Raw genomic sequence first — 20,469 nt, 5'->3', positions numbered from 1 at the left:
ATGGTCCGATGGTCACGTAGACGCTCCGCTTCGGGGCCGGGTACGGAGAACTCGGGCGCCTGGGATTGTCGGGCGAGGCGCGGGTTGTACGCGGTCGCTCGCGCCCACGCGGCGGAGCCGCACATCGACACAGCCCCGCGCCCCTTCAGGGGCGCGGGGAACTGCGCGAACGCCCCTCACTCACCCGCACCCGCCAACCGACCCCAACCTCCCGAGCCAATAGGCGGGGGTCGAAGGGGCGCAGCCCCTGGGGACGGGAATGGGTAGGGGCGACGGGGGCGAGAACCGCTACGTGAGCTCCCAGCCGCTGAACTCGACCAGCCCCCGCACCCCCGATCCCCCATTGGTCGCACTCATGAACAGCCCCACATCCTGCGCCCCGGCGGCAGCCCCCGGCACGGTCACAGTCGCCACCACCCGCCAGCTCACCCCCTCATCGGTCGAGCACTCACCCGTGTACGAACCCGAAGCCGCCCGCGTCAACCGCAACAACACCGGCGCCTTGATCCCCGTGATCCGCCGATACGTGTCGAGCGTCCCGTCCCCCGTGCTGTCGTACGACAGCACAACCCCGTTCGCCGGAGTCACCGCCAGATTCAGGAATCCCGGCGCCCCAGCGGTCCCCAGGCTGTTGCGCACCACGATCCCCGCCCGAGCCCAGTTCCCCGTCACCGCCTGCGAGTCGACCCGCAGGGTCACCGACCCCCCGTCCCGGAAGACCCCCTCCCGGTAAACGGCCCCGAACTCGGCGGTCCCCCGCCAAAGATCCGTCCCCGCCCCATCGATGGCGAACCGATCCCCCAACTGCCCGAACACGGCGTCGTTGTTGCTGTACGTGGACCACTCCGCCCCCAACGGCCCCGCTTCGAACAGCGTCCCCGCGAACGCACTGCTCACCCGCTCCTCCCCCCGCGGCCCGTACTCCACGGTGATCGTGTAGGGGTGAGGCCGCAGAGGCCGATCCAGCGGAACCCCGGGCGCGTCGGCACGCCAACGCACCGTCCCCACCCCCGCGGCCGGCACACTCGCGATCGACGTCGGGCCCTCGGCCTCCACCGTGCCGTCGAACCCACTGAGCGCGAAGTCCACCCGCCCCGTGGCCCGCAGCCCATTGACGTTCCGGAACTCGGCCGACACCCGCGCACTCCCACCGGGCGGAAGCACGGCCGGATCCGCACTGACGGCCAGCGCCCCCTGGTACGGCGCCCGCGCCAGCACCTCCCGCACCCGCCCGGCCAGGGCGTACGCGTCCCCCACCGGCCGCAGCGCATAGTCCTTCCGCTCCCGCGTCCACGGTTCCTCGAACGCGAACCAGTCCACGGCCGCCGGAGCGGTCCCCGTGGCGAGCGCGTCCTCAAGGGTGTCGAGCCACTTCTCCCAGCGCGGGACGTAGAAGTCGGCCATGAGGCCGTGCCACTCCCGGTTGCCGTACTCGTGGAGATCCCCCGCGTCGGACGTCGCCCGCCCACCCCACACGGTGATCAGGACCTTCGCCGTCCGTTCGAACTCGGCCCGCTCGGCGTCGTTCGTGGCGAGCAGCCGCGCGTCGTTCACCCACGGCCCCAGCAGGAACGCCGAGTTCGCCCCCGTGACCTCGTCCGACAGCCGCATCAGCCGCAGCCAGAGGGTGGACAGCGCACGGAAGGTCGCCAGGTCCTTGCGCTGGTACGCCGCCCGCAGCTGCGGCAGATACTGGCGGCTGCGGTGCGCGAGCGCCTGCCGCGCCACGTCCACCACGTCGTACTTGTACGCCGCGCTGCCCCGTAACCCGCCCGCCACCCCGAGCAGCCCGGCGAGGGCCGCGTCGAAGCGGCCGGGGTCGTACGTCAGGGCCCTCGGCGCGTACTCGGCGGCCCGGTCGGCGGCGAGGTCGGGGCGGGCGCAGAAGAGGGAGTCGTGCGGATCGCTGCGCTCGACGGCCCGCTGCTGGTACGCGGTGTCGTGCAGCGCCCGCCAGGCACGGCGGGCGGAGTCGTCGCGGGCGCCGTAACGGTAGTCGGCGTACGCCGAGAACCAGGCGGCCCGGTCGATCTTCGTCGGCGTCCACGCCAGTTCGGAGAAGAGCTCGAAGGCGGCCGGGTCGCGATCGGTGGCCTCCGGCATGAACGCCGTACCGGCCAGCGCGCTGTTCGCCTTGTCCCGCCAGGCGAAGAACTTCTCGTTCCAGATGTGCGCGCGGGCACCGATCGTCGTACGGCCGCCGAAGTTGGGGATCGTGCCGAAGCAGTACGGGGTGCCGCCCCAGTCGCGCTCCCGGTCGGTGACGCTCGTGTAGCGGTCGGAGACGCCGTCGACGATCAGCATCCTCGACTTGTCGATGGCGTCCAGGAGTTCGGGCAGGGGGTTCTCCTGCCAGCCGAGGATCACCCAGGTGGCGCCCGGGCGGGCCTTCTGCAGGGCCCGTTCCACGCCCTGCGCCGCGCCCGGCACCGGTACGTCGCCGGCGGTGCCGCCCTCGTGGAGGAGGTCCATCTTGAAGTGGGCCGCCTCGCCGAACACATCCTCCTGGTGGCCGTAGAACGAGGCGGCGACCTTCGCGAAGGAATCGGTGCGCGGATCCAGCCAATCAGGGCGTTCGAAGCCGTGCCAGACACCCTGCGGGACGACGTGCGCGTCACCGCCGTTGCGCTCCACGAACTCCTTGGGGACGTGGCCGTAGTAGCCGGGCAGGACCGGGGACATGCCCAGCTCCCGCAGCCGGTCGGCGATTCGGCGCCCCAGCGCGGCCCGGCGGTCGATCAGCTCGGGGGAGAGCGGGCCGCCGTAGCCGGAGAGGTTCTGGAGCAGCCACCAGGGCTGGTGCGAGGGGGCGGGCAGCCAGGCGCGGGACTCCTCGTCGGAGTAGCCGAAGTCCTTGAGGAGGCGGTGGTAGACGGCCTCCGTGCCCGCGATGACCAGGACCTCGTTGCAGCCGTGCGCGGCCAGGAGGTCGATCTGGCGTTCCCAGTACGGCCAGTCCGCGTACGGGGCCGTGTAGCCGTCGTTGGTGTCGTTGAGGGCGAAGCGGTGGGGGAGGGCGGTGGATCTCTCCAGGGGGCGGGCCGGCGCGGGGAGGCGGCGCGGCAGGTCGAGTTGGCTGCCGTTCCACGCGAGATGGGCACCGCAGACGTACTTGAGGTACCAGTGCACGCCCATGAGCAGGGTGGCCGGTGTCGTGGCCTGCACCTGGACGCGGCCGGTGCCGCCGCTGACGCGGAAACGGTCGCCCGTACCCTCCCTTCTGACGAGAGTGAGCCGGAACTGGTCGGCGTGGCCGGGCAGCAGCCGATTGAGTGCTGCGCGCGCGGGAGCCGTATCGAAGGCAGGGCCCTGGCCGGGGCTCTCAGCGGCGTGGACCGGGACCGTCAGTCCCAGGGTGGTCCCGAGGCCGATGGCACCGGCCGAGCCCAGCACCGAGCGTCGCGACGGAGAGTTCATGACTGTGTGCCCCCTGTGTCGACAGATGCGGCACGCTAACCGGACGGACGCCTGTGCTCAACGGTGCGTACGGAGCTGGCGAGTTCATGTCGCCGGAATGGACCGGAGGTACGACGGATGAAGATGACGCGCGAGAGGCTTGCGGTGCGCAGGCTCGCCATGAGTGCGGCCGGTGCGGCCGCGACCCTGCTGATGCTGACCGGCTGTGGATCGGGCTCGGCCGACGAGGGCGAGAAGATCCCCGAGACGGCCACCGGCACGCTGGAGCACATCGCGGGCGAGGTGGGCTGCAAGCCGGACATACAGACGGACGCCGACACGATCCGTCAGGCCCTCTGCACCAACACCGACGGCGACTTCGACGGCAAGTTCGTCCTCGCGACCTTCGCCACCGACCGCGGACAGGCCGAATGGCTCAGCGGTGCCAAGGACTACGGCGGCTACTACCTCGTCGGCCGCAAGTGGGTCGCCGTCGGCGAGGAGAAGACGGTCAGCGGTCTGCAGAACACGCTCGGCGGCAGCCTGGAGGAGGGCTCCGAGCACATGAACCCCGGTGGCAGCCACAACAACAGCGGCCACGACGGCTGAGCACGCGGGCACCGGGAACGGGGTCGGGGGTCGGGGGCGGGAGGCAAACGAAAGCCGGCGGTGGGAAAACCCACCGCCGGCTTCCTAGTGGCTCAGAGGCTCAGCCCTACTGGCAGTCCTGGCCGCTGTTGATGCACTGGACCATCTGGTTCATCGTGTTCTGGTCGAAGAAGTTGATGAAGTCGTTGTGGTCCGTGATCGCCTTGTGCAGCTGGTCCGGGAAGGAGTCGATCGCGTACGCGTTCTGCAGCTGCCCGTTCTGGATCGACGGCGCCGGGATGTCGTAGACCAGGCGGACCTGGAGCTGGGGGATGGCCTGGAAGCCGTTCGAGCAGCTGCCGTCCGCCTCGACGAAGTCGACGTGCGTACGGTGGTTGGCGCTGTCGATGTTCTGGCCGTCCCAGCAGCTCTGGAAGAAGGACGTCCGCACCACGGAGCTGCCCTGCGGGCAGATCGGGTACTTGTCCGTCACGACCCGGTCCTCGAAGCCGGTGCAGCTCCAGTTCGTGTTGGCGTTGCCCAGGCCGTTCACGAAGGACTTGGCGTCACCGGTGATGATGCGCAGGGCCTGCGGCATCGCGACGACGTCGCCCTTCTTGTTGCCCACGAACTTCAGCTCCGCCTGGCTGGGCTCCACGATCCGGCCGACGTTGCCGTCCTGACCGCCACCGGGGGCGTTGGCGTCGATGTCGTTCGTACCGTCCTGCAGACGAATGACCGGCCAGAAGTACGACGACTTGTCACCCTGGTTCTGGCAGGTGGTCTGCGCGTTGGCCAGGTCCTGGTCGCTCGCGAACGCGTTGTTGCTCTGGTTGCCGACGTAGTCGTGCTGGTGCTGGGCACCGTTGCTGACACCGGGAGCGACGATCACGTTGTCCGAGTTGCGGTTCTCGTTCTCGTTCGTGCCGCAGCTCGTGGTGAACGTACCCGTCGAACCGCTGTCACCGTTCGCCGCCAGACCGTTGCCGTTCACGCCCTTCGGGCCGCCGTTCGGCTGGACGGTGGTGATGTCCACGAAGTCGGCCGCGGCCGGACCGTTGCCGCCCTGCCCCTGGTTCTGGCCCTGACCGTTGTTGCCCTGGCCCTGACCGTTGTTGCCCTGGTTCTGGCCGTCGCCACCCTGGTTCTGGCCCTGGTTCTGGCCCTGGCCCTGGTTCCGGCCCTGGTTCCGGCCACCGCCACCCTGGTTCCGGCCGCCGCCCTGGCCGCCACCGGCGTTGGGCTGGTTCTGGTCAGCCTTCCCCTGGCAGGTGGCGAGCTGTTCCAGCCCCTGCGGAGCCTGGCCGCCCGCGTTCCGGATGTTGGTGCCGATCCGGTCGAGGGTGGCGACTCGCTTGGACTTCAGCGGGCTGAGAATGGCGTTGTTGACGAAGCCGGGGTCTCCCGCCTGGGCCTGCCGGGTGTCCGCCAGGCGCTTGTACGCCTGGGTGATCTGCTGGTCCAGCAGTGCCAGCTCCTTGGCGACGCCCGCGCGCGCCTTCGTGGGCACGCTGGTCAGCTGCTGGCCGACGTCCGGGCAGTCGATGGTGGCCACCTGCGCGGAAGCCAGCGTGCTGTTCTGCTCGGACTTGTTCTCGCCCGCTGAGGCGTAGAAGTTCGCCCAGACCAGCCCGCCGCCCGCGACCGCGAGCGCCGCCGATGCGGCAACGGCCCGAACGGCCAGCGGCGAACGTCGTTTGCGTGTGTTGCGTCCCATGGAACTCCTCTGACTTCCTTGCGGGGCATCGAGGCGCCCGACAGGAGTGAAGCGGCTCCCTCCAATACGGCGCGCGCCTCAGGAGTGTTCAGCCGACTCAGAAATTGCTGAGAGATTCGCGGGACAAACTGGTTTCAACACCCCACGAAATACGGGGAGTTGCAGTTCCGGCACGGGCTGTGCACGGGCCGGGCCCTCGGCGGCGCCCGGGAAGGGCACGTTTCGGCGACGCCGGTCAAGATATGCGTGAAGGACCCCGACGCGCCGATTGTCGGCCTATGTCGCGCTGTCCTGGCCGCGGGCAGTCGTGCCGCTGGGGCGAGGGGGGAGGGCGGGCGCAGCGCGACCCTCAACGTGCCACCGGCGGCGCGTACTTGTACCCCACCCGCCGCACCGTCTGGATCGCCTGCCGGAACTCCGCCCCCAACTTGCGGCGAAGCCGGGCGATATGGACGTCGACGGTACGACCGTCGCCCACATGCCCATAGCCCCACACAGTCGTGACCAACTGATCGCGGGTATGCACCCGGTGGGGATGCGCAACGAGGTGGGCGAGCAGTTCGAACTCCAGGTAGGTGAGGTCGAGCTGCCGCCCGTCGACCTCGGCGGTGCGCTGCACGGTGTCGACGCGGACCAACGGGTCGGCGTCGACACCCCCGGCGGCCGTACCGTCACCCGCCCTCTCGCCCGCGACGCCCAACGGCAGCACCGGCGGCTGCTGGTCGGCCGGCACGAGCACCAGATAGCCGACCATCGGCGGCTGACCCGGCAACGTCGGCAGCGTGTGCTGGGGCGCGGGCAGCCAGGTGGCCCCCGGCGGCAGGAAGTCCGCCACGTTCTCCCCCAGGCTCTCGATCCCGATCATCGCCCCGCCCACGGCACGCAGCCGATGCCGGGCCGAACCGGTGGACGGAGAGGAGGCGGCGGCGACCGACGCGGAGCCCGGGGCGGCGGTCAGAGTGGTGGCGGTCGAGAGAGAACGGGTGTTCGCCATGAGAGGTCAGCTCTTTCGCGCGAGAAGTTCGTCCGGGAGACCTCGACGGCCGGGTTCGTGGCCGGATCCGCCGAGGGACGTACGTCGTTGTCGCGCCGGCCGAAGACCGGGGTGTACGGCTTTAGAGGGCCGGCGCGTTCATCGCGCGGCGACACACCCGGTCGAAGTCGTGGTGCTGACGGGAAGGCCAGAAGGGCTCGAGGTCATGACGACCCGTCGCGCGTCGATTCTGGATACTGGCCATGGCCTCATTGAAGCAGACACAGGCGTCCAGCAGGACCCTCCTCTCACCGCTTGGACGCTTCTCGAACGTGACCCGGATGTGCCAGGACCTCAGCCGACCAGCCGTTTCCGCCAGTCCAGCGGGGTGACGGTGATGGCCGTGCCCGGATCGCCGTCCCACTCCGTGGACAGTCCTTCCGCCGCGAGGGCGGCCACGACCTCGTGCCCGACGGCCGTCGTCGTCTCGGCCGACCCGTCGAACCCGCCGTACAGCAGCATCAGTCCATGCCCGGCGGCGGCGCCCTCGGTGCACTGCGAGTGGAAGAACACGAACCCCCGTGCGCCCTCCGCGCTTTCGGCGCCTATCTCGCTCGTACCGCAGTTGCGGCAGCAGGTGAAGTTCTCCCGGGCCGTGATGGCGTGCTCGGCCTGGAGCGTCTCGAAGGCTCGGGTGATCCGCTCGGGGTCCGTGACCCCGTCCCAGGTCTCCTGCTCGGCGAGCCGCTCGACCCACAGCCGGTCGACGAGCTGCCGGGCCTGCGCGGAGGAGACGGGCCGCTCTCCCCCGCTCTCGGCTTCGCCCGAGCGGGAGGGGCCCCCATCGTCGACCAGATACTCCTCGGCGGCCTCGCTCAGCCGGGCCCGGTCGTCGTACCCGCAGCGCAGCAGTTCCCGTATCCGCTCCTCGACCTCCTCCCGTACGTCGTCCGGGAGTTCCGGCACCTCCTCGGGGGCGTCGTGCTCGACGGCGGTCCACTCGATGCCGGTGTCCCAGCCCTCCACGCGCCGCGCCCAGCCGGTCATGGCCTCGGCGACGCGCTCCCGGTCGGTGAGGACCGCCCCGAAGAACCGGTCGCGTCCCTCCCGGTACTCCAGCTGGTACTCCCCGTCGTCGGCACCGGTTCGCTCGTGCCAGACCTGGATGAAGACATCCGGCACGTCCGGTATCCGCTGCACGACCAGGAACCGGTCGCCCTCACCGCCGATCCGGCACACCAGCTCCCGCAGTCGCTCCGCCGTGATCCGCGCGTGCTTCTGCCAGTTCTCCGTCTCGACCTTGACCGCCAGCTCGGACGCACCGGTCGGGTCGCCCCCGTAGATCTTCATGCCCTCACCATGACATGCCCCACTGACAACGCGATCACGGGGCATGGCGAAGGGGGCGCCCACCCGGACGGTGGACGCCCCCTTCAAGGAACCCTTCGCGGATCCCGCGCGGCGATCAGACCTGGCCGACCTTCTCCAGCGCGGAGCAGCAGGTGTCGACGATCAGACGCGTCACGATGTACGGGTCGACGTTGGCGTTCGGACGACGGTCCTCGATGTAACCCTTGCCGTCCTTCTCGACCTGCCACGGGATACGGACCGAGGCGCCGCGGTTGGAGACGCCGTACGAGTACTCGTTCCACGGGGCGGTCTCGTGCAGACCGGTCAGGCGGTCGTCGATGCCGGCGCCGTAGTTCTTGACGTGGTCGAGCGGCTTCGAGCCCTCGCCCAGCGACTCGCACGCGGTGATGATCGCGTCGTAGCCCTCGCGCATCGCCTTGGTGGAGAAGTTGGTGTGCGCGCCGGCGCCGTTCCAGTCGCCCTTGACCGGCTTCGGGTCGAGGGTGGCGGAGATGCCGAAGTCCTCGGCGGTGCGGTAGAGCAGCCAGCGGGCCACCCACAGCTGGTCGGCGACCTCCAGCGGGGACAGCGGGCCGACCTGGAACTCCCACTGGCCGGGCATGACCTCGGCGTTGATGCCGGAGATGCCGAGGCCGGCCTTCAGGCAGTTGTCCAGGTGGGCCTCGACGACCTCACGGCCGAAGATCTCGTCGGCGCCGACACCGCAGTAGTAGCCGCCCTGGGGGGCCGGGAAGCCGCCCTCGGGGAAGCCCAGCGGACGGGAGCCGTCGAAGAACGTGTACTCCTGCTCGATACCGAAGATCGGCTCCTGCGCGGCGAACTTCTCCGCCACCTCGGTCAGCGCGGCACGCGTGTTGGACGGGTGCGGCGTCATGTCGATGTTCAGGACCTCGCACAGGACGAGGACGTCGTCGCCGCCGCGGATCGGGTCGGGGCAGGTGAAGACAGGCTTGAGGACACAGTCCGAGGCGTGGCCCTCGGCCTGGTTCGTGGATGACCCGTCGAAGCCCCAGATCGGCAGCGCGTCCAGACCGGCGGGCTCACCCGCGATGATCTTGGTCTTGGAACGGAGCTTGGCCGTCGGCTCGGTGCCGTCGATCCAGATGTACTCAGCCTTGAAGGTCACGGGACACATCCTTCGGGGTGGGTCACTAGGCGCAATTGCGGGTGCTGCGGCGCTGCGGCACTGAAACGCCGCGCTGATGCCCGGCAGCCTGTCAACGTGCGATTTCCCGATCATTGCTCGAATGTGAACCCCGTGTTACCGGGGGTCTCTGTGGCGCGATTCACGGCCCGACGCGTTCACACACCCTGGGCCCCGACTGTGAGCCGACGCCGCGGGACGGCTCGTATGCGATGGGGTTGACCGGGCGCCACGGGGTCGACCGGTGCCGTACGTGTCCGAGCGCGCGTCGGCCCTGCCACTCTCCGTGGAGAGCGACAGGGCCGACGGCACTGTCGTACGGCTGTCCCGGACGGCCGCCGATCTTCTCACCTCACCGAGTCGATCAGGCCCGTCGCGCCGCCCGGGCCGGGCTCACCCCACCTTCTCGATCAGGGCGCGGCGGATCAGGAACTTGCCGGGCTCCCTGACCTGCTCGAAGGCGGCGTCGTTCAGCAGAACGCAGCTGCCGGAGACCGAGGTCACCTCCACGGTCGTGGACTTGTCGTTGTCCAGGTTGGTCACCCTCAGCTTCGTACCGGCCGGGAACTCGTCGCTGGACGCCGCCGGGGCGCCGTCCTCACCGGAGAGGGTGACGGTGGAGCCGTCGCAGACCCGCTCGCCGGCGCCGCCCGCGTTCCCCGCGGCCTCGTCGCCCTGGGGGTCCTGAGCCGACTCCCCGGTCTCCGCGGCCGGTGCCGAGGGCTGCGCGGGCTGTGCTGCCCGGGAGCCCTGAGCCGACTCCCCGACGACGCACCCGGACGCCTTCTGCTGGACCTTGATCTGGGCGATGACCGCCTCGCGGTTGGCGATACGTGCCTCCGACTGGGCGTCGGGGTTCGCCTTCTGGCCCGCGATGAACCGCTCGTTGTTGCCGAGCGCGGTGGCCAGCCCCTGGCAGACGTTCGACTCCGCCGCGGTCTGCGCGGCGTTCGACGTGGCCGCCATGGCGAAGGCCCCGCCTCCCGCGACCGCCGCCGCTGTCACGAACAGCGCGACCTTCTTCTTCGTACTGAGCGTTCTCCTACGCGACATGCGCGCCTCCTGAGAGATGGGCGAGCGTACGTCGCTACGTACGAGATGCCGAACGAAGTCACTCAACGGTCACGGGAAACGCTCAAGCAGCGCATGTCACAGCGGACTGGGGCGTCATCCGGCCAGCGCGTCCCGTACGGCCTCCTCCGTACGGGCCACCACCGCCGTGCCGTCGTCCGCGGTGATGATCGGTCGCTGGATCAGCTTCGGGTGCTCGGCGAGGGCCTTGACCCAGCGGTCGCGCGCACCGGCGTCCCGTGCCCACTCCTTGAGGCCGAGCTCCTGCGCCACCGCCTCCTGGGTGCGTGTGATGTCCCACGGTTCGAGCCCGAGCCGGTCCAGCACCTCGCGGATCTCGTCCTCGCTCGGGACGTCCTCCAGATAGCGACGCACGGTGTACTCGGCGCCCTCCGCGTCGAGCAGACCGATCGCGCTGCGGCACTTGGAACAGGCCGGATTGATCCAGATCTCCATGTCGCCAACGGTAGCGGGAGGCCCGCGAAAACCCGTGTCCCACCCGTGTCACAGAAGCCCCGCAAGGCCTTCTGGCCAGGGGCGATTGTCAGTGGGGGGTAGTAAAATAGAAGCAGTGTTCGAGGGTTGCCGACGGGGGATTTCCGGCGGCGCCCAGACCGCGACAGGAGGATGTCCGTGCCCGCTGCCGCACTGAAGTCGAAGCCGCTGCCCACCCAGTCCACCGCTCAGCATCCCGTCCTGCTCGACCTGCCGTACGCACCCGTGGTGAAGCACACACTGCCGCCCGGCCGCCCGCGTGAGTGGTACATCACCCACAACCGGCGTCTGAAGGCCATGCGCCTCGCCATCGCCCTGCTCGACTCCGGTGTCTACATGCCGAACCAGGCGCGCAACGAGACGATCCGGAGCACCGCCGAACTCATCGGGGTGCATCCGCCGTCGGACACCACGTGCCACATGGTGCGGGCGCTGATGCGGTACAGCCGCTGACGTCGTCCCGCTGGGTCGAACCTCCGGTGCCGTCCACTCCTCGGGGTGGGCGGCACCGTTGCGTCGAGAGGGTGTCGAGACGCTGAGGGGTGCCGGTGGGGGAGGGGCTTCGGCTGCCGCCGGGAAGGGGAGGGTCCGGCTCCGGCCAGCAGGGAAAAGGGCGATCTCCGGCCGCCAGGGTTGGCCGGAGATCGCTCTAGCCGTGCCCGCTCGGGGTCCATACGATGCGGTCGCCCCTCGGTCTTCACAGCTCTTTCACAGACGGCGGGGTCGTCGCGCATGCCTCTTGACATGTGCATGTCTCTGATTGGAGAACCCCCCATGGTTCGTGGTCTCCTGATGGGCGGCGCCATGGCCGCCCTCTTCGCCACCGCGCTTCCCGCGCCCACCGCGTCGGCCGAATCGCCGTTCGACAACCCGCCCCCGGACAAGATCGTCATCAAGGTCGCCACGGTGAACGGCTCCGGCTGTCCCCAGGGCACGGCCGCGGTCGCCGTGTCCCCCGACAACACCGCGTTCACCGTGACCTACAGCGACTACCTCGCCCAGGTCGGCGGCGGCGCCCCCTCCACCGCGTTCCGCAAGAACTGCCAGCTCAACCTGATCGTTCATGTGCCGCAGGGCTTCACCTACGCCATCGCGAGCGTCGACTACCGAGGCTTCGCCTCCCTGCAGCGCGGCGCCAACGGCACCCAGAAGGCCTCGTACTACTTCCAGGGCTCCCCGGACACGGCCTCCCGATCTCACGCCTTCAACGGCCCCTACGAGGACAACTGGCAGGCCACCGACGAGACCGACTGGGCCCAACTGGTCTGGGCGCCCTGCGGTGTCGAACGCAACTTCAACGTCAACACCGAGCTGCGCGTGAACCGGGGTACGTCACCGACCAACACCACGAGCTTCATGACCATGGACTCGACGGACGGTGACATCAGCACGATCTACCACTTGGCCTGGAAGGAGTGCCCCGAGGCGTGAGCCGATGGTGCCGGGTGCCCCTGTTGTTCCCGGGCGCCCGGCACACCGTTGTTCCCGGGCGCGCGGCTCACGCCAACTCCCTTTCCAGCGGCGTCCGGAAGCGTGGTGTGACCCGGGTCCCGCCCAGCCACCCCCGCAACCGCTCCGCCTCCACCGCGATGGCGTCCTCGGCCTCCCGGCCCACCCCTTCCGCGTCCAGCACCCGCCACACGATCTCCCCGTCGGACCGTTGGGCCCAGCCCCCCACGACGCGGCCGTCCCACCACACCGTCGGACCCACGTTGCCGCTGCGGTCGAAGAGGGCGGGACGGAGTTCGGGGGAGAGATACCAGTCGCGTCGTTGCCAGCCCATGGCGGTCGCATCCAGGGCGGGCAGGAGCGCGGCCCAGGGTTCGGTGGGGCCGGCGACCGGCTCCTCGTCCCCGGCCACGACGTACCCCGTGCCCTCGTCCAGCGTCACGGTCCGCGCCCCTGTCGCCGTGAGCGCCCGGCGGACCTCCGTCACCCGCCAGCCCGTCCACCACTTGAGGTCGGCCTCGGTCGCCGGACCGCAGACGGCGAGCCAGCGGTCGAGCAGCGACGCCTGGGCCTCCGCCATGTCCAGTTCCGGATGCGGAGGTGCGACGGCCCAGCGGAACTGGCTGGACGTCCAGGAGCCCAGCGGCCGTCCCCGTACGACTCTGCCCTCCACGCCCAGCACCTTCAGCAGTCTGGTCGAGACGGTGTGCATGCCCTCGTAGCTCTTGCCGGCCGCGTACACGAACTGCTCCCGCAACCGCGGTTCGTCCTCGGCGAGTTCGGCCGCCGTCGCCTGGCCGCGCCGGGCCAGTGCGGCCAGCGCCGACTCCTCGACCTCCTTCAGCCAGGCCGCGTCCGGCGCCCCGGCCGCCGCCATGTGCTTCAGCAGCGCGGCCCGCTCCTTGGCGGCGACCGCCATCCCGGTCGAGGCGTGCACCACCGCCGTCAGCTCTGTGGGGAACACGAACACGGTGTGCCGCATGCCGTGCATCCGCACCAGCGTCCGGTCCACGTACAGCGCCCGCTCGGTCTCGGCCACCGTGCGCCCCGAGTCGGCGAGGCGGGCGCCCACCGTCAGATACACCGTCGCGGGATCCGTGCCGTGCAGCGCGACCAGCGAGTCGGCGACCTCCTCCGGCCCCGCCGCCCGCACCGATCCGGCCAGCCGATGCCGCAGCGCCAGCCGCGCCCGCCGCTCGGCCACGCCGATGTACCGCCGCGTCTCGTCCCCCATGCCCGCCGCTTCCGCCCGTCCGCGCTCGTCCTCGAAGGCATCCTGCCCGACCTCACTGACAAACGGCCCCCGATGCCCTCCCACTGCGGTCAGGGCGTAGCGGAGCCGGAACCCCGGAGCCGTGGCGCGGATGAGCGCATCCCCGCTTGACGGCTACGACGCGTACCGCTCCAACAACCCGCCCACATACGCCTCCAGCCGCGCCCCCAGCACCTCCGGCGTCAGATCCGTCCGCCCCAGCTCACGCCACGGCACCGCCACCTTCTCCGCGTCGGGCGCGTAGGCGAGCGCGTCCAGCAGCCGCCAGTACAGATGGTCCTCGTCCCCGGCCAACAGCCGCCCGCCCCGCGCCTCGTACCGCGCACGGAACCCGAGCCCGTGTTCCACCCCGTGCAGCAGCGCCAGCGCCGTCGAACAGTGGGCGACGTCCAGGTCCGCAGGCCCCCACGAGGTCTCCACCCAGTCCACGACCCCGCTGACCCGCAGCCCGTCGCCCGTGCCCGCCCCCGCACCCGTGAACAGGACGTTCCCCGGATGGAAGTCCCGGTGCAGAAAGCATCCTTCGTACGCGGGCGCCTCCCGCCGGATGACGTCCACGGCCCGCTCCCACAATGGCCCGCCGGGTGTGCGGACCCGCTCGGGCGAGGTCCACGCCTGATACGTACGCGGCCGTTCCTCCGGTACGACCGCGTGGATACGGGCGAGCTGCCCGGCCAGCAGGTCCAGCCGTCCGTCCAGGTCCGCGTCGTCCGCCACCCGTACCGACCCCGGCAGCAGAGACATCAACAGCGAGGGATGATCGGTGACTTCGGCGGTCGCGTCGACGGCGTACAGGCGTGGGGCCGGGATGTCGTCGTACGGGGTGAGGAGGGTGAGTACGGCGGCCTCGCGGTTCAACAGCCCGGGAGCGTGCCGCCGGAAGAACGGCTTCACGAACGACCGAAGTACCAGCCCTGTCCCGTCGTCGAGCGTGAGCCGACGCATCTGCGAGGTCCAACCACCCCGCAGAGCGGCCCAGTTCCGTACGCCACGGCCTTCCGGGAGCTGCTCGGCCACCCAGGTCCGGGTCGCCGCCCACTCCTGATCGTCGAATCCCATGGGACCAGCATCCCCGATGAGGAGCCGGTGTCCGCGCCAAGGAGTCGGCATCCCCGATAAATGGGATGCCCCGCACACGCCCCACGAGCATCCTGGAGCAAGCCATCACCCACACCACGACCCGAAGGAGGCCGTCATGGGTACCGTGATCCTCTCGGCGACCGTGGTCCTGGTCGTCCTGGGTTTCTCCAACCAAGTCCTGTGGCTCGCCGCAGTCGCCCTGCTGTACCTGTACATCCGCTACGGCCGCACCGGCGGAGGCTCCTCGGCGGCGTCCGGTTCCCCGGCGGGCGACGGCGCGACACAGCCTGCCACCTACCGCGCGTACCGCGACCGCCGTGACCAGCAGGCGAAGTGGGAGCGCCGCTACCGCCGCGAACGGCCTTTCGAGACCCGCCGGCAGGAACGCGACAGGAGCAACAGGTAGAGCAAGCAACAGGTAGAGCAAGCGGCAGGTAGAGCAAGCGGCAGGTAGAGCAAGCAGCAGGTGGGAACGGAGTGGAGACCGAGTCGGCGGGGTGCCTCGGGGCCCGTCACAACCCCGGGGCACCCCAGATCGGGAACCACCGTTCCAGCTCGGGCTCGATCCGCAGATCGTCCCCGAGTACGGCCTTGACCCGCAGTTCCAGCGCGCTGTCACGCCGCCGACCACCGCCGGCACCCGCGCCGCCACCCACCGGCGCGAACGGATAAAAGGTCCCCCGCTTGTAGAGATAGACAAGCCCCAGCCGCACACCGTCGCCGCCTTGGAAGCCGACCACCGAGCACAGCAACTGCGGCCCGAACCCACCGCCCTCCAACGCGCTGTTGACCGCGTGCAGATCGCTCACCAGCGCGGGCAGCTCCTCCGATCCGGGCCGCCGCCGGGACACCAGCCACGAGTACCCGTACTCGTCCCGCTCGACCTCGACCCCCGTCCCTCCGCGCCCCGCGTCCGCGTCGAGCAGGGCCCGTACGTCGCGTCGTACGTCCTCGAAGGCACCGCCCTCGACGGAGGCGAAGCACACGGCGCCCGTCCCGGTCGGGGTGAGGGAGGCCGCGGCCTGGAGGGTCACCGCGGCGGACGGCAGCGCGAAGAGCCGGTCGAGGTCGGGCGGTACGGGTTTCGTACGGCCGAGGATGATGTCGAGGAGGCCCATGGGGCTCACCCCGCGTTCCCGGACCTGGGAGCGGACGCCTCCCCCAACTCCCTGGAGATACGGCCCAGTTGGTCGAGCCGCTGCTCCAGTGGGGGATGGGTGGCGAAGAGCCGGGCCAGATGCGGCCGGTTGCCGAGCGCCGGGGTGAAGTAGAAGGCGTTGAAGGCCTGCGAGGCCCGTAGGTCGCGGGTCGGGATGCGCGCGATGTCGCCGGTGACCTTGGTCAGGGCGGAGGCGAGCGCCGAGGGCCGCCCGGTGAGCAGGGCGCCCGCGCGGTCGGCGGCCAGCTCGCGGTACCGGGACAGCACCCGGATCAGCAGGAAGCTCAGCACGTACACGGCGGCCGAGATCCCCATCACCGCGCCGAACACGACGGCGGTGTTCTGGTCCCGCCGCCCGCCGAACAGGTGCGAGTAGAACGCGAACCGTACGACGATCCCGGCGAGCACACCGAGGAACGAGGCGATCGTCATGACGGCGACATCGCGGTGCGCCACATGCGACAGCTCGTGCGCGAGCACGCCCTCCAGTTCGTCCGGCTCCAGCCGCCGCAGCAGCCCGGTCGTCACGCACACCACCGTGTGATCGGCGTCCCGCCCGGTCGCAAACGCGTTCGGCATCTCCATGTCCGCCACCGCGACCCGGGGCTTCGGCACATCCGCCACGGCACACAGCCGATCCACCACGCCGTGCAGCCGCGGATACTCCTCCCGCTCCACGACCCGCCCCCGCATCGCGTACAGGGCCACCCGGTCGGAGAACCAGTACTGCGCCGCCAGGGCCCCCGCCGCGATCACCACGACCAGCACCCACGACTTCAACAAGGCGATCAACGCGGCCACGAACACCACGTACAACAACCCGAGCAGAAACACCGTGACCGTCATCCGCACGGTCAGCCGAGGATCACTCCGCACCCGGTAGGACATCCGTACCACCTCACCCAGGCAGCCCCTCGCCCCGACTTCCATTGTGCGCCCGGCTCAGCCCCCGGCCCCCGCCGGTCTGGCCGGCCCACGCCCGCAGCTTGCGGTCCGGGTCGTCCAGCAGCGCCACCGCCGCCCGTCGCCGTGCGACCCCGCCCCGAGCGTCCAGCAACCGGAACGCGGCGACCCGCGTGTGCCGGGCCCGCCCGGCCCCGAGCCGCTCCATCAGCCACTCCTCGGGCAGCAGACCCGCCGACGGCAGCAGGGCGACGGTCGTCTCGCGCACGACGCCCGGGTGGGAATCGTCGAGCAGGGGCCGCAGTCGTCGTACGTCGGACACGTCCAGCAGCCGCAGGGCCGCCACGGCACGGGCTCGTACTCCGAGTGCCGGATGGGCGAGCAGGGGCCACAGCAGCTCGGCGTCCGCCCGCTCCCCGCACTCGGCGAGGCCGACGACGCTCCCGGGGCGCAGCGCCGGGCTGTCCGGCGCCGAGCACCAGGACCGGTACAGGGGCAGTGGGTCGGTCCCGTACTGCCGTACGACGTATCGCGCGCAGGCCCGCACCAGCGCGGACCTGTCACTCAGGTACTCCACCGCGCGCTCCGGCCGCCCGGCCCGCCGCAGCGCCGTGACCCCGGCGGATCGGGCGCGGGGGTTGCGGGCGGTGAGGAGCGGTTCGAGTACGTCGTCGTACGAGTCCCGTACGGAGGCTGCCAGGGCGGCGTCCGCGCACAGGTTCTCGACGACGCCGTCACCGTCCCGGGCGGCGGCGCGCGCCAGCGCGGCGGGGGAGAGGCGTCGTTCCTCGATCGCCAGGCGGTACACGAAGCGGCGTACGGCGCGCTCGGGGGCGGTGAAGAGGGGCGCGAGCCGGTCCAGCGGGGCCCGGCGGAGGACCTCGGCGAGCAGTTCGGTGGCGAAGACACCCCGGTCGCGGTGGCCGACGAGCAGGATCAGCGGGGTCAGGGCGACGGCGGTGCTCACGTCGAGCGCCTCGCGCAGCAGGGCCCGGGCCCGCTCACGTACCGGCGCGGCCCAGTCGGCGGTGCGGACGACGACCAGCGGCAACAGGTCCGTATGCCGCATGGCGGGCCGCAGCGCCGCCTCGCGGACCCGGCCGTCGTGGTGACACAGGGCGAGCGCGAGCTGGGCCTCGGTCGGTTCCCCGCGACTCGGCAGGGCGGCGAGCCGGGTGCGTCGGCCCTCGGCCTCGTCCCTTGTCGGCAGCGGGTCCCAAGTGGTCCAACTGCGTGTGCCCGCGTCCAGGTCGAGCCAGGCGGCGGGAGAGGCGATGTCGACCGCGTCCCGCAGCGCCACACCTCGCGCCAGCCTCCGTGCCGCCTCGCCCCCGGCCCAGAAGTTCTCCCGCACGCCCGAGCCTCAGTACGACGACCGATAGTTGATGTATCCGATCAGCGCGATGAGTCCCGCCACGCAGCCGAACACGATCAGCGTCGAGACCCACGACGAGCGGCGCGGTGCCGCCGGGCCCGGGGCGGCGCGGAAGGGCTGCGGCGCGGGTGGGTTCTCCTTCCAGCGCGCGGCCAGCATCCGGGCCCGTGCGGAGGGCTCCTTGTGCTCGGCGCTGTCCGCCCACTTGAGGTCGAACTCCCGCTCGCTGTCGTCCTGTTCGGGCATCCCCGTATCTCCCCGTTGTCCTTCTCGAATGTCCTTCTCGAACAGTCGTGCCAGAAACCATACGACGGCGCCCCCGCCCTGAGAAACCAGGAACGGGGGCGCCGACGGAACAGCGACCGGTGAACGGCCTACGCGTCGATCACACGTCGAAGTACAGCTCGAACTCGTGCGGGTGCGGACGCAGCTGGAGCGGGGCGATCTCGTTGGTGCGCTTGTAGTCGATCCACGTCTCGATCAGGTCCGGCGTGAAGACGTCGCCCTGGAGGAGGAACTCGTGGTCGCGCTCGAGGGAGTCGAGGACGGCCGGGAGGGAGGTCGGGACCTGGGGGACGCCCGCGTGCTCCTCGGGGGCGAGCTCGTAGAGGTCCTTGTCGATCGGCTCGGCCGGCTCGATCTTGTTCTTGATGCCGTCCAGGCCCGCGAGGAGCAGCGCCGAGAAGGCCAGGTACGGGTTGCCGGAGGAGTCGGGCGCACGGAACTCGACGCGCTTGGCCTTCGGGTTCGAACCCGTGATCGGGATACGCATGGCCGCGGAGCGGTTGCGCTGCGAGTACACCAGGTTGACCGGCGCCTCGAAGCCCGGCACCAGACGGTGGTACGAGTTCACCGTCGGGTTGGTGAAGGCCAGCAGCGACGGGGCGTGCTTGAGGATGCCGCCGATGTAGTAGCGGGCGGTGTCCGACAGGCCCGCGTAACCGGCCTCGTCGTAGAAGAGCGGGGAGCCGCCCTGCCACAGCGACTGGTGGACGTGCATGCCCGAACCGTTGTCACCGAAGATCGGCTTCGGCATGAACGTCGCCGTCTTGCCGTTCTTCCACGCCACGTTCTTCACGATGTACTTGAAGAGCATCAGGTCGTCGGCGGCGGCGAGCAGCGTGTTGAACTTGTAGTTGATCTCGGCCTGGCCGGCGGTGCCCACCTCGTGGTGCTGGCGCTCGACCTTCAGGCCGGACTTCTCCAGCTCCAGGGAGATCTCGGCACGCAGGTCGGCGAAGTGGTCGACCGGCGGGACCGGGAAGTAGCCGCCCTTGTAACGGACCTTGTAACCGCGGTTGTCCTCCAGCGCACCGGTGTTCCAGGCGCCCGCCTCGGAGTCGATGTGGTAGAAGGACTCGTTCGACGAGGTGGCGAAACGCACGCTGTCGAAGACGTAGAACTCGGCCTCGGGACCGAAGTAAGCGGTGTCGGCGATACCGGTGGAGGCGAGGTACGCCTCGGCCTTCTTCGCCACGTTCCGCGGGTCACGGGAGTACTGCTCGCCCGTGATCGGGTCGTGGATGAAGAAGTTGATGTTGACCGTCTTGTCCTTGCGGAACGGGTCGACCCGCGCGGTGGACAGGTCGGCACGCAGCGCCATGTCGGACTCGTGGATGGCCTGGAAGCCGCGGATCGAGGAGCCGTCGAAGGCCAGCTCCTCGGCCGGGTCGAAGGCCTCCGCCGGCACGGTGAAGTGCTGCATCACGCCCGGCAGGTCGCAGAAGCGGACGTCGATGAACTTGACGTCCTCGTCCGCGATGAACTTCTTGGCCTCGTCGGCGTTCTGGAACATCCAGCTCCTCCTACTCCCGACGTCCTGCCGGGGTGGTAGTTCGTTCGTGCGGCCAGTGCGGTGGCACACGCTGACCTCGACACTAGGGACGGGTGATTTCTCGTACGTGACCCATTTGTTTCGCACAAGTTAACCGGACATCCCGCCCGGCACCCCACCTGTCCATATCGCAGAACGGTCCCAGTACGGTGGACGCGTGGACAAGAGGCAAGCAATCGGATCCTGGCTCTCCGGCCCCCGTGCGGCTGCGGAAGAAGCCGGTGTCGACTTCGGATACCGGGGCGAGCAGCTGGGTCTGCCGGAGGAGGGGCCGGGCTCCATCGCCCGCCCCGGACGGCGCCTCGGCGCCCTGGCCGTCGACTGGGGGCTGTGCCTCTTGATCGCATACAGCTTGATCGCGGACAGCTACAACGAGGCGGCGCGAGTCTGGGCGCCGCTCATCCTCCTCGCGCTGATGGCCCTCACCATCGGTACGGTCGGCTTCACCCCGGGTAAGCGCCTCTTCGGCCTTCGCGTGGTCGCCCTGGACACCGGCCGCGTCAACCCGCTGCGAGCCCTGTTGCGTACGGTCCTGTTCTTCCTGGCCATCCCGCCCCTGATCTGGGACCGCGACGGCCGGGGCCTCCACGACCGGCTGGCGGGCACCGTGGAAGTGCGCATCTAGCGGTTGTACGACGAAG

Annotated in this window: 19 protein-coding genes; 5 read left to right on the top strand and 14 right to left on the bottom strand. The window is 70.3% G+C overall.

Features of this window, described 5'->3' with window-relative positions; all coding sequences use genetic code 11:
* Window positions 1-288 precede the first annotated feature (288 nt).
* Window positions 289-3,417 (bottom strand): alpha-N-acetylglucosaminidase TIM-barrel domain-containing protein, encoded by a 3,129-nt coding sequence (locus tag STRIP9103_RS33545; RefSeq protein WP_009328151.1) that lies wholly within the window; start codon window positions 3,415-3,417, stop codon window positions 289-291.
* Window positions 3,418-3,534: 117 nt separating this feature from the next.
* On the opposite strand from STRIP9103_RS33545, the gene STRIP9103_RS33540 reads away from it, so the two are divergent.
* Entirely contained in the window at window positions 3,535-4,005 is a 471-nt protein-coding gene (locus STRIP9103_RS33540; RefSeq protein WP_009328205.1) for a hypothetical protein, read from the top strand.
* 106 nt (window positions 4,006-4,111) lie between these two features.
* Here STRIP9103_RS33540 and STRIP9103_RS33535 read toward each other — a convergent pair whose 3' ends face one another.
* The 6 genes from STRIP9103_RS33535 to STRIP9103_RS33510 form a co-directional block, all read right to left on the bottom strand.
* Window positions 4,112-5,701 carry a DUF1996 domain-containing protein gene (locus STRIP9103_RS33535; protein WP_009328225.1) on the bottom strand — a complete coding sequence of 530 codons (1,590 nt, stop codon included), beginning with the start codon at window positions 5,699-5,701 and terminating at the stop codon, window positions 4,112-4,114.
* 349 nt (window positions 5,702-6,050) lie between these two features.
* Window positions 6,051-6,695 (bottom strand): winged helix-turn-helix domain-containing protein, encoded by a 645-nt coding sequence (locus tag STRIP9103_RS33530; protein WP_009328220.1) that lies wholly within the window; start codon window positions 6,693-6,695, stop codon window positions 6,051-6,053.
* A gap of 333 nt (window positions 6,696-7,028) precedes the next feature.
* On the bottom strand, window positions 7,029-8,024 hold the full coding sequence (locus STRIP9103_RS33525; protein ID WP_048821456.1) for a DUF6891 domain-containing protein: 996 nt from the start codon (window positions 8,022-8,024) through the stop codon (window positions 7,029-7,031).
* Window positions 8,025-8,139: 115 nt separating this feature from the next.
* A complete protein-coding gene (gene glnII, locus STRIP9103_RS33520) occupies window positions 8,140-9,171 on the bottom strand; it encodes a glutamine synthetase (protein ID WP_009328214.1) in 1,032 nt (343 codons plus the stop codon).
* A gap of 411 nt (window positions 9,172-9,582) precedes the next feature.
* A complete protein-coding gene (locus STRIP9103_RS33515) occupies window positions 9,583-10,242 on the bottom strand; it encodes an RlpA-like double-psi beta-barrel domain-containing protein (protein WP_009328155.1) in 660 nt (219 codons plus the stop codon).
* 114 nt (window positions 10,243-10,356) lie between these two features.
* Window positions 10,357-10,716, bottom strand: a complete 360-nt coding sequence (locus tag STRIP9103_RS33510; protein WP_009328234.1) for an arsenate reductase family protein — start codon at window positions 10,714-10,716, stop codon at window positions 10,357-10,359.
* Window positions 10,717-10,893: 177 nt separating this feature from the next.
* Here STRIP9103_RS33510 and STRIP9103_RS33505 point away from each other — a divergent pair, with 177 nt between their 5' ends.
* Window positions 10,894-11,208, top strand: coding sequence for a hypothetical protein (locus STRIP9103_RS33505; RefSeq protein ID WP_009328218.1), 315 nt, complete (start codon window positions 10,894-10,896; stop codon window positions 11,206-11,208).
* A gap of 321 nt (window positions 11,209-11,529) precedes the next feature.
* Window positions 11,530-12,186: a DUF4360 domain-containing protein gene (locus STRIP9103_RS33500; RefSeq protein WP_009328156.1), complete on the top strand. Its 657-nt coding sequence runs from the start codon at window positions 11,530-11,532 to the stop codon at window positions 12,184-12,186.
* A 67-nt stretch (window positions 12,187-12,253) separates the two neighbouring features.
* Here the strand turns inward: STRIP9103_RS33500 and STRIP9103_RS33495 are convergent, their stop codons facing one another.
* Together STRIP9103_RS33495 and STRIP9103_RS33490 are read right to left on the bottom strand one after the other, a co-directional pair.
* Window positions 12,254-13,438 (bottom strand): winged helix DNA-binding domain-containing protein, encoded by a 1,185-nt coding sequence (locus STRIP9103_RS33495; protein ID WP_048821455.1) that lies wholly within the window; start codon window positions 13,436-13,438, stop codon window positions 12,254-12,256.
* A 153-nt stretch (window positions 13,439-13,591) separates the two neighbouring features.
* Entirely contained in the window at window positions 13,592-14,536 is a 945-nt protein-coding gene (locus STRIP9103_RS33490; RefSeq protein ID WP_009328194.1) for a phosphotransferase family protein, read from the bottom strand.
* A 136-nt stretch (window positions 14,537-14,672) separates the two neighbouring features.
* Between STRIP9103_RS33490 and STRIP9103_RS33485 the strand changes: the two genes are divergently transcribed.
* Window positions 14,673-14,963 (top strand): hypothetical protein, encoded by a 291-nt coding sequence (locus tag STRIP9103_RS33485; protein WP_009328159.1) that lies wholly within the window; start codon window positions 14,673-14,675, stop codon window positions 14,961-14,963.
* Window positions 14,964-15,069: 106 nt separating this feature from the next.
* Here the strand turns inward: STRIP9103_RS33485 and pspAB are convergent, their stop codons facing one another.
* The 5 genes from pspAB to glnA all read right to left on the bottom strand — a co-directional run bounded on the left by pspAB (window position 15,070) and on the right by glnA (window position 19,789).
* Complete coding sequence (gene pspAB / locus STRIP9103_RS33480; RefSeq protein WP_009328174.1) at window positions 15,070-15,675, bottom strand: PspA-associated protein PspAB; 606 nt, start codon at window positions 15,673-15,675, stop codon at window positions 15,070-15,072.
* Between the two features lie 5 nt (window positions 15,676-15,680).
* Complete coding sequence (htpX, locus tag STRIP9103_RS33475; RefSeq protein ID WP_048821464.1) at window positions 15,681-16,604, bottom strand: zinc metalloprotease HtpX; 924 nt, start codon at window positions 16,602-16,604, stop codon at window positions 15,681-15,683.
* Window positions 16,605-16,614: 10 nt separating this feature from the next.
* Entirely contained in the window at window positions 16,615-17,973 is a 1,359-nt protein-coding gene (locus STRIP9103_RS33470; RefSeq protein WP_009328173.1) for a hypothetical protein, read from the bottom strand.
* A gap of 9 nt (window positions 17,974-17,982) precedes the next feature.
* Window positions 17,983-18,240, bottom strand: coding sequence for an SCO2583/SCO2584 N-terminal domain-containing protein (locus tag STRIP9103_RS33465; RefSeq protein ID WP_009328207.1), 258 nt, complete (start codon window positions 18,238-18,240; stop codon window positions 17,983-17,985).
* Window positions 18,241-18,379: 139 nt separating this feature from the next.
* Complete coding sequence (gene glnA, locus STRIP9103_RS33460; RefSeq protein WP_009328162.1) at window positions 18,380-19,789, bottom strand: type I glutamate--ammonia ligase; 1,410 nt, start codon at window positions 19,787-19,789, stop codon at window positions 18,380-18,382.
* 196 nt (window positions 19,790-19,985) lie between these two features.
* Here glnA and STRIP9103_RS33455 point away from each other — a divergent pair, with 196 nt between their 5' ends.
* On the top strand, window positions 19,986-20,453 hold the full coding sequence (locus tag STRIP9103_RS33455) for an RDD family protein (protein ID WP_009328172.1): 468 nt from the start codon (window positions 19,986-19,988) through the stop codon (window positions 20,451-20,453).
* Window positions 20,454-20,469 lie beyond the last annotated feature (16 nt).

The organism is Streptomyces ipomoeae 91-03 (assembly GCF_000317595.1).
GTDB lineage: Bacteria > Actinomycetota > Actinomycetes > Streptomycetales > Streptomycetaceae > Streptomyces > Streptomyces ipomoeae.
This window is presented reverse-complemented; position numbering and strand designations above follow the sequence as displayed.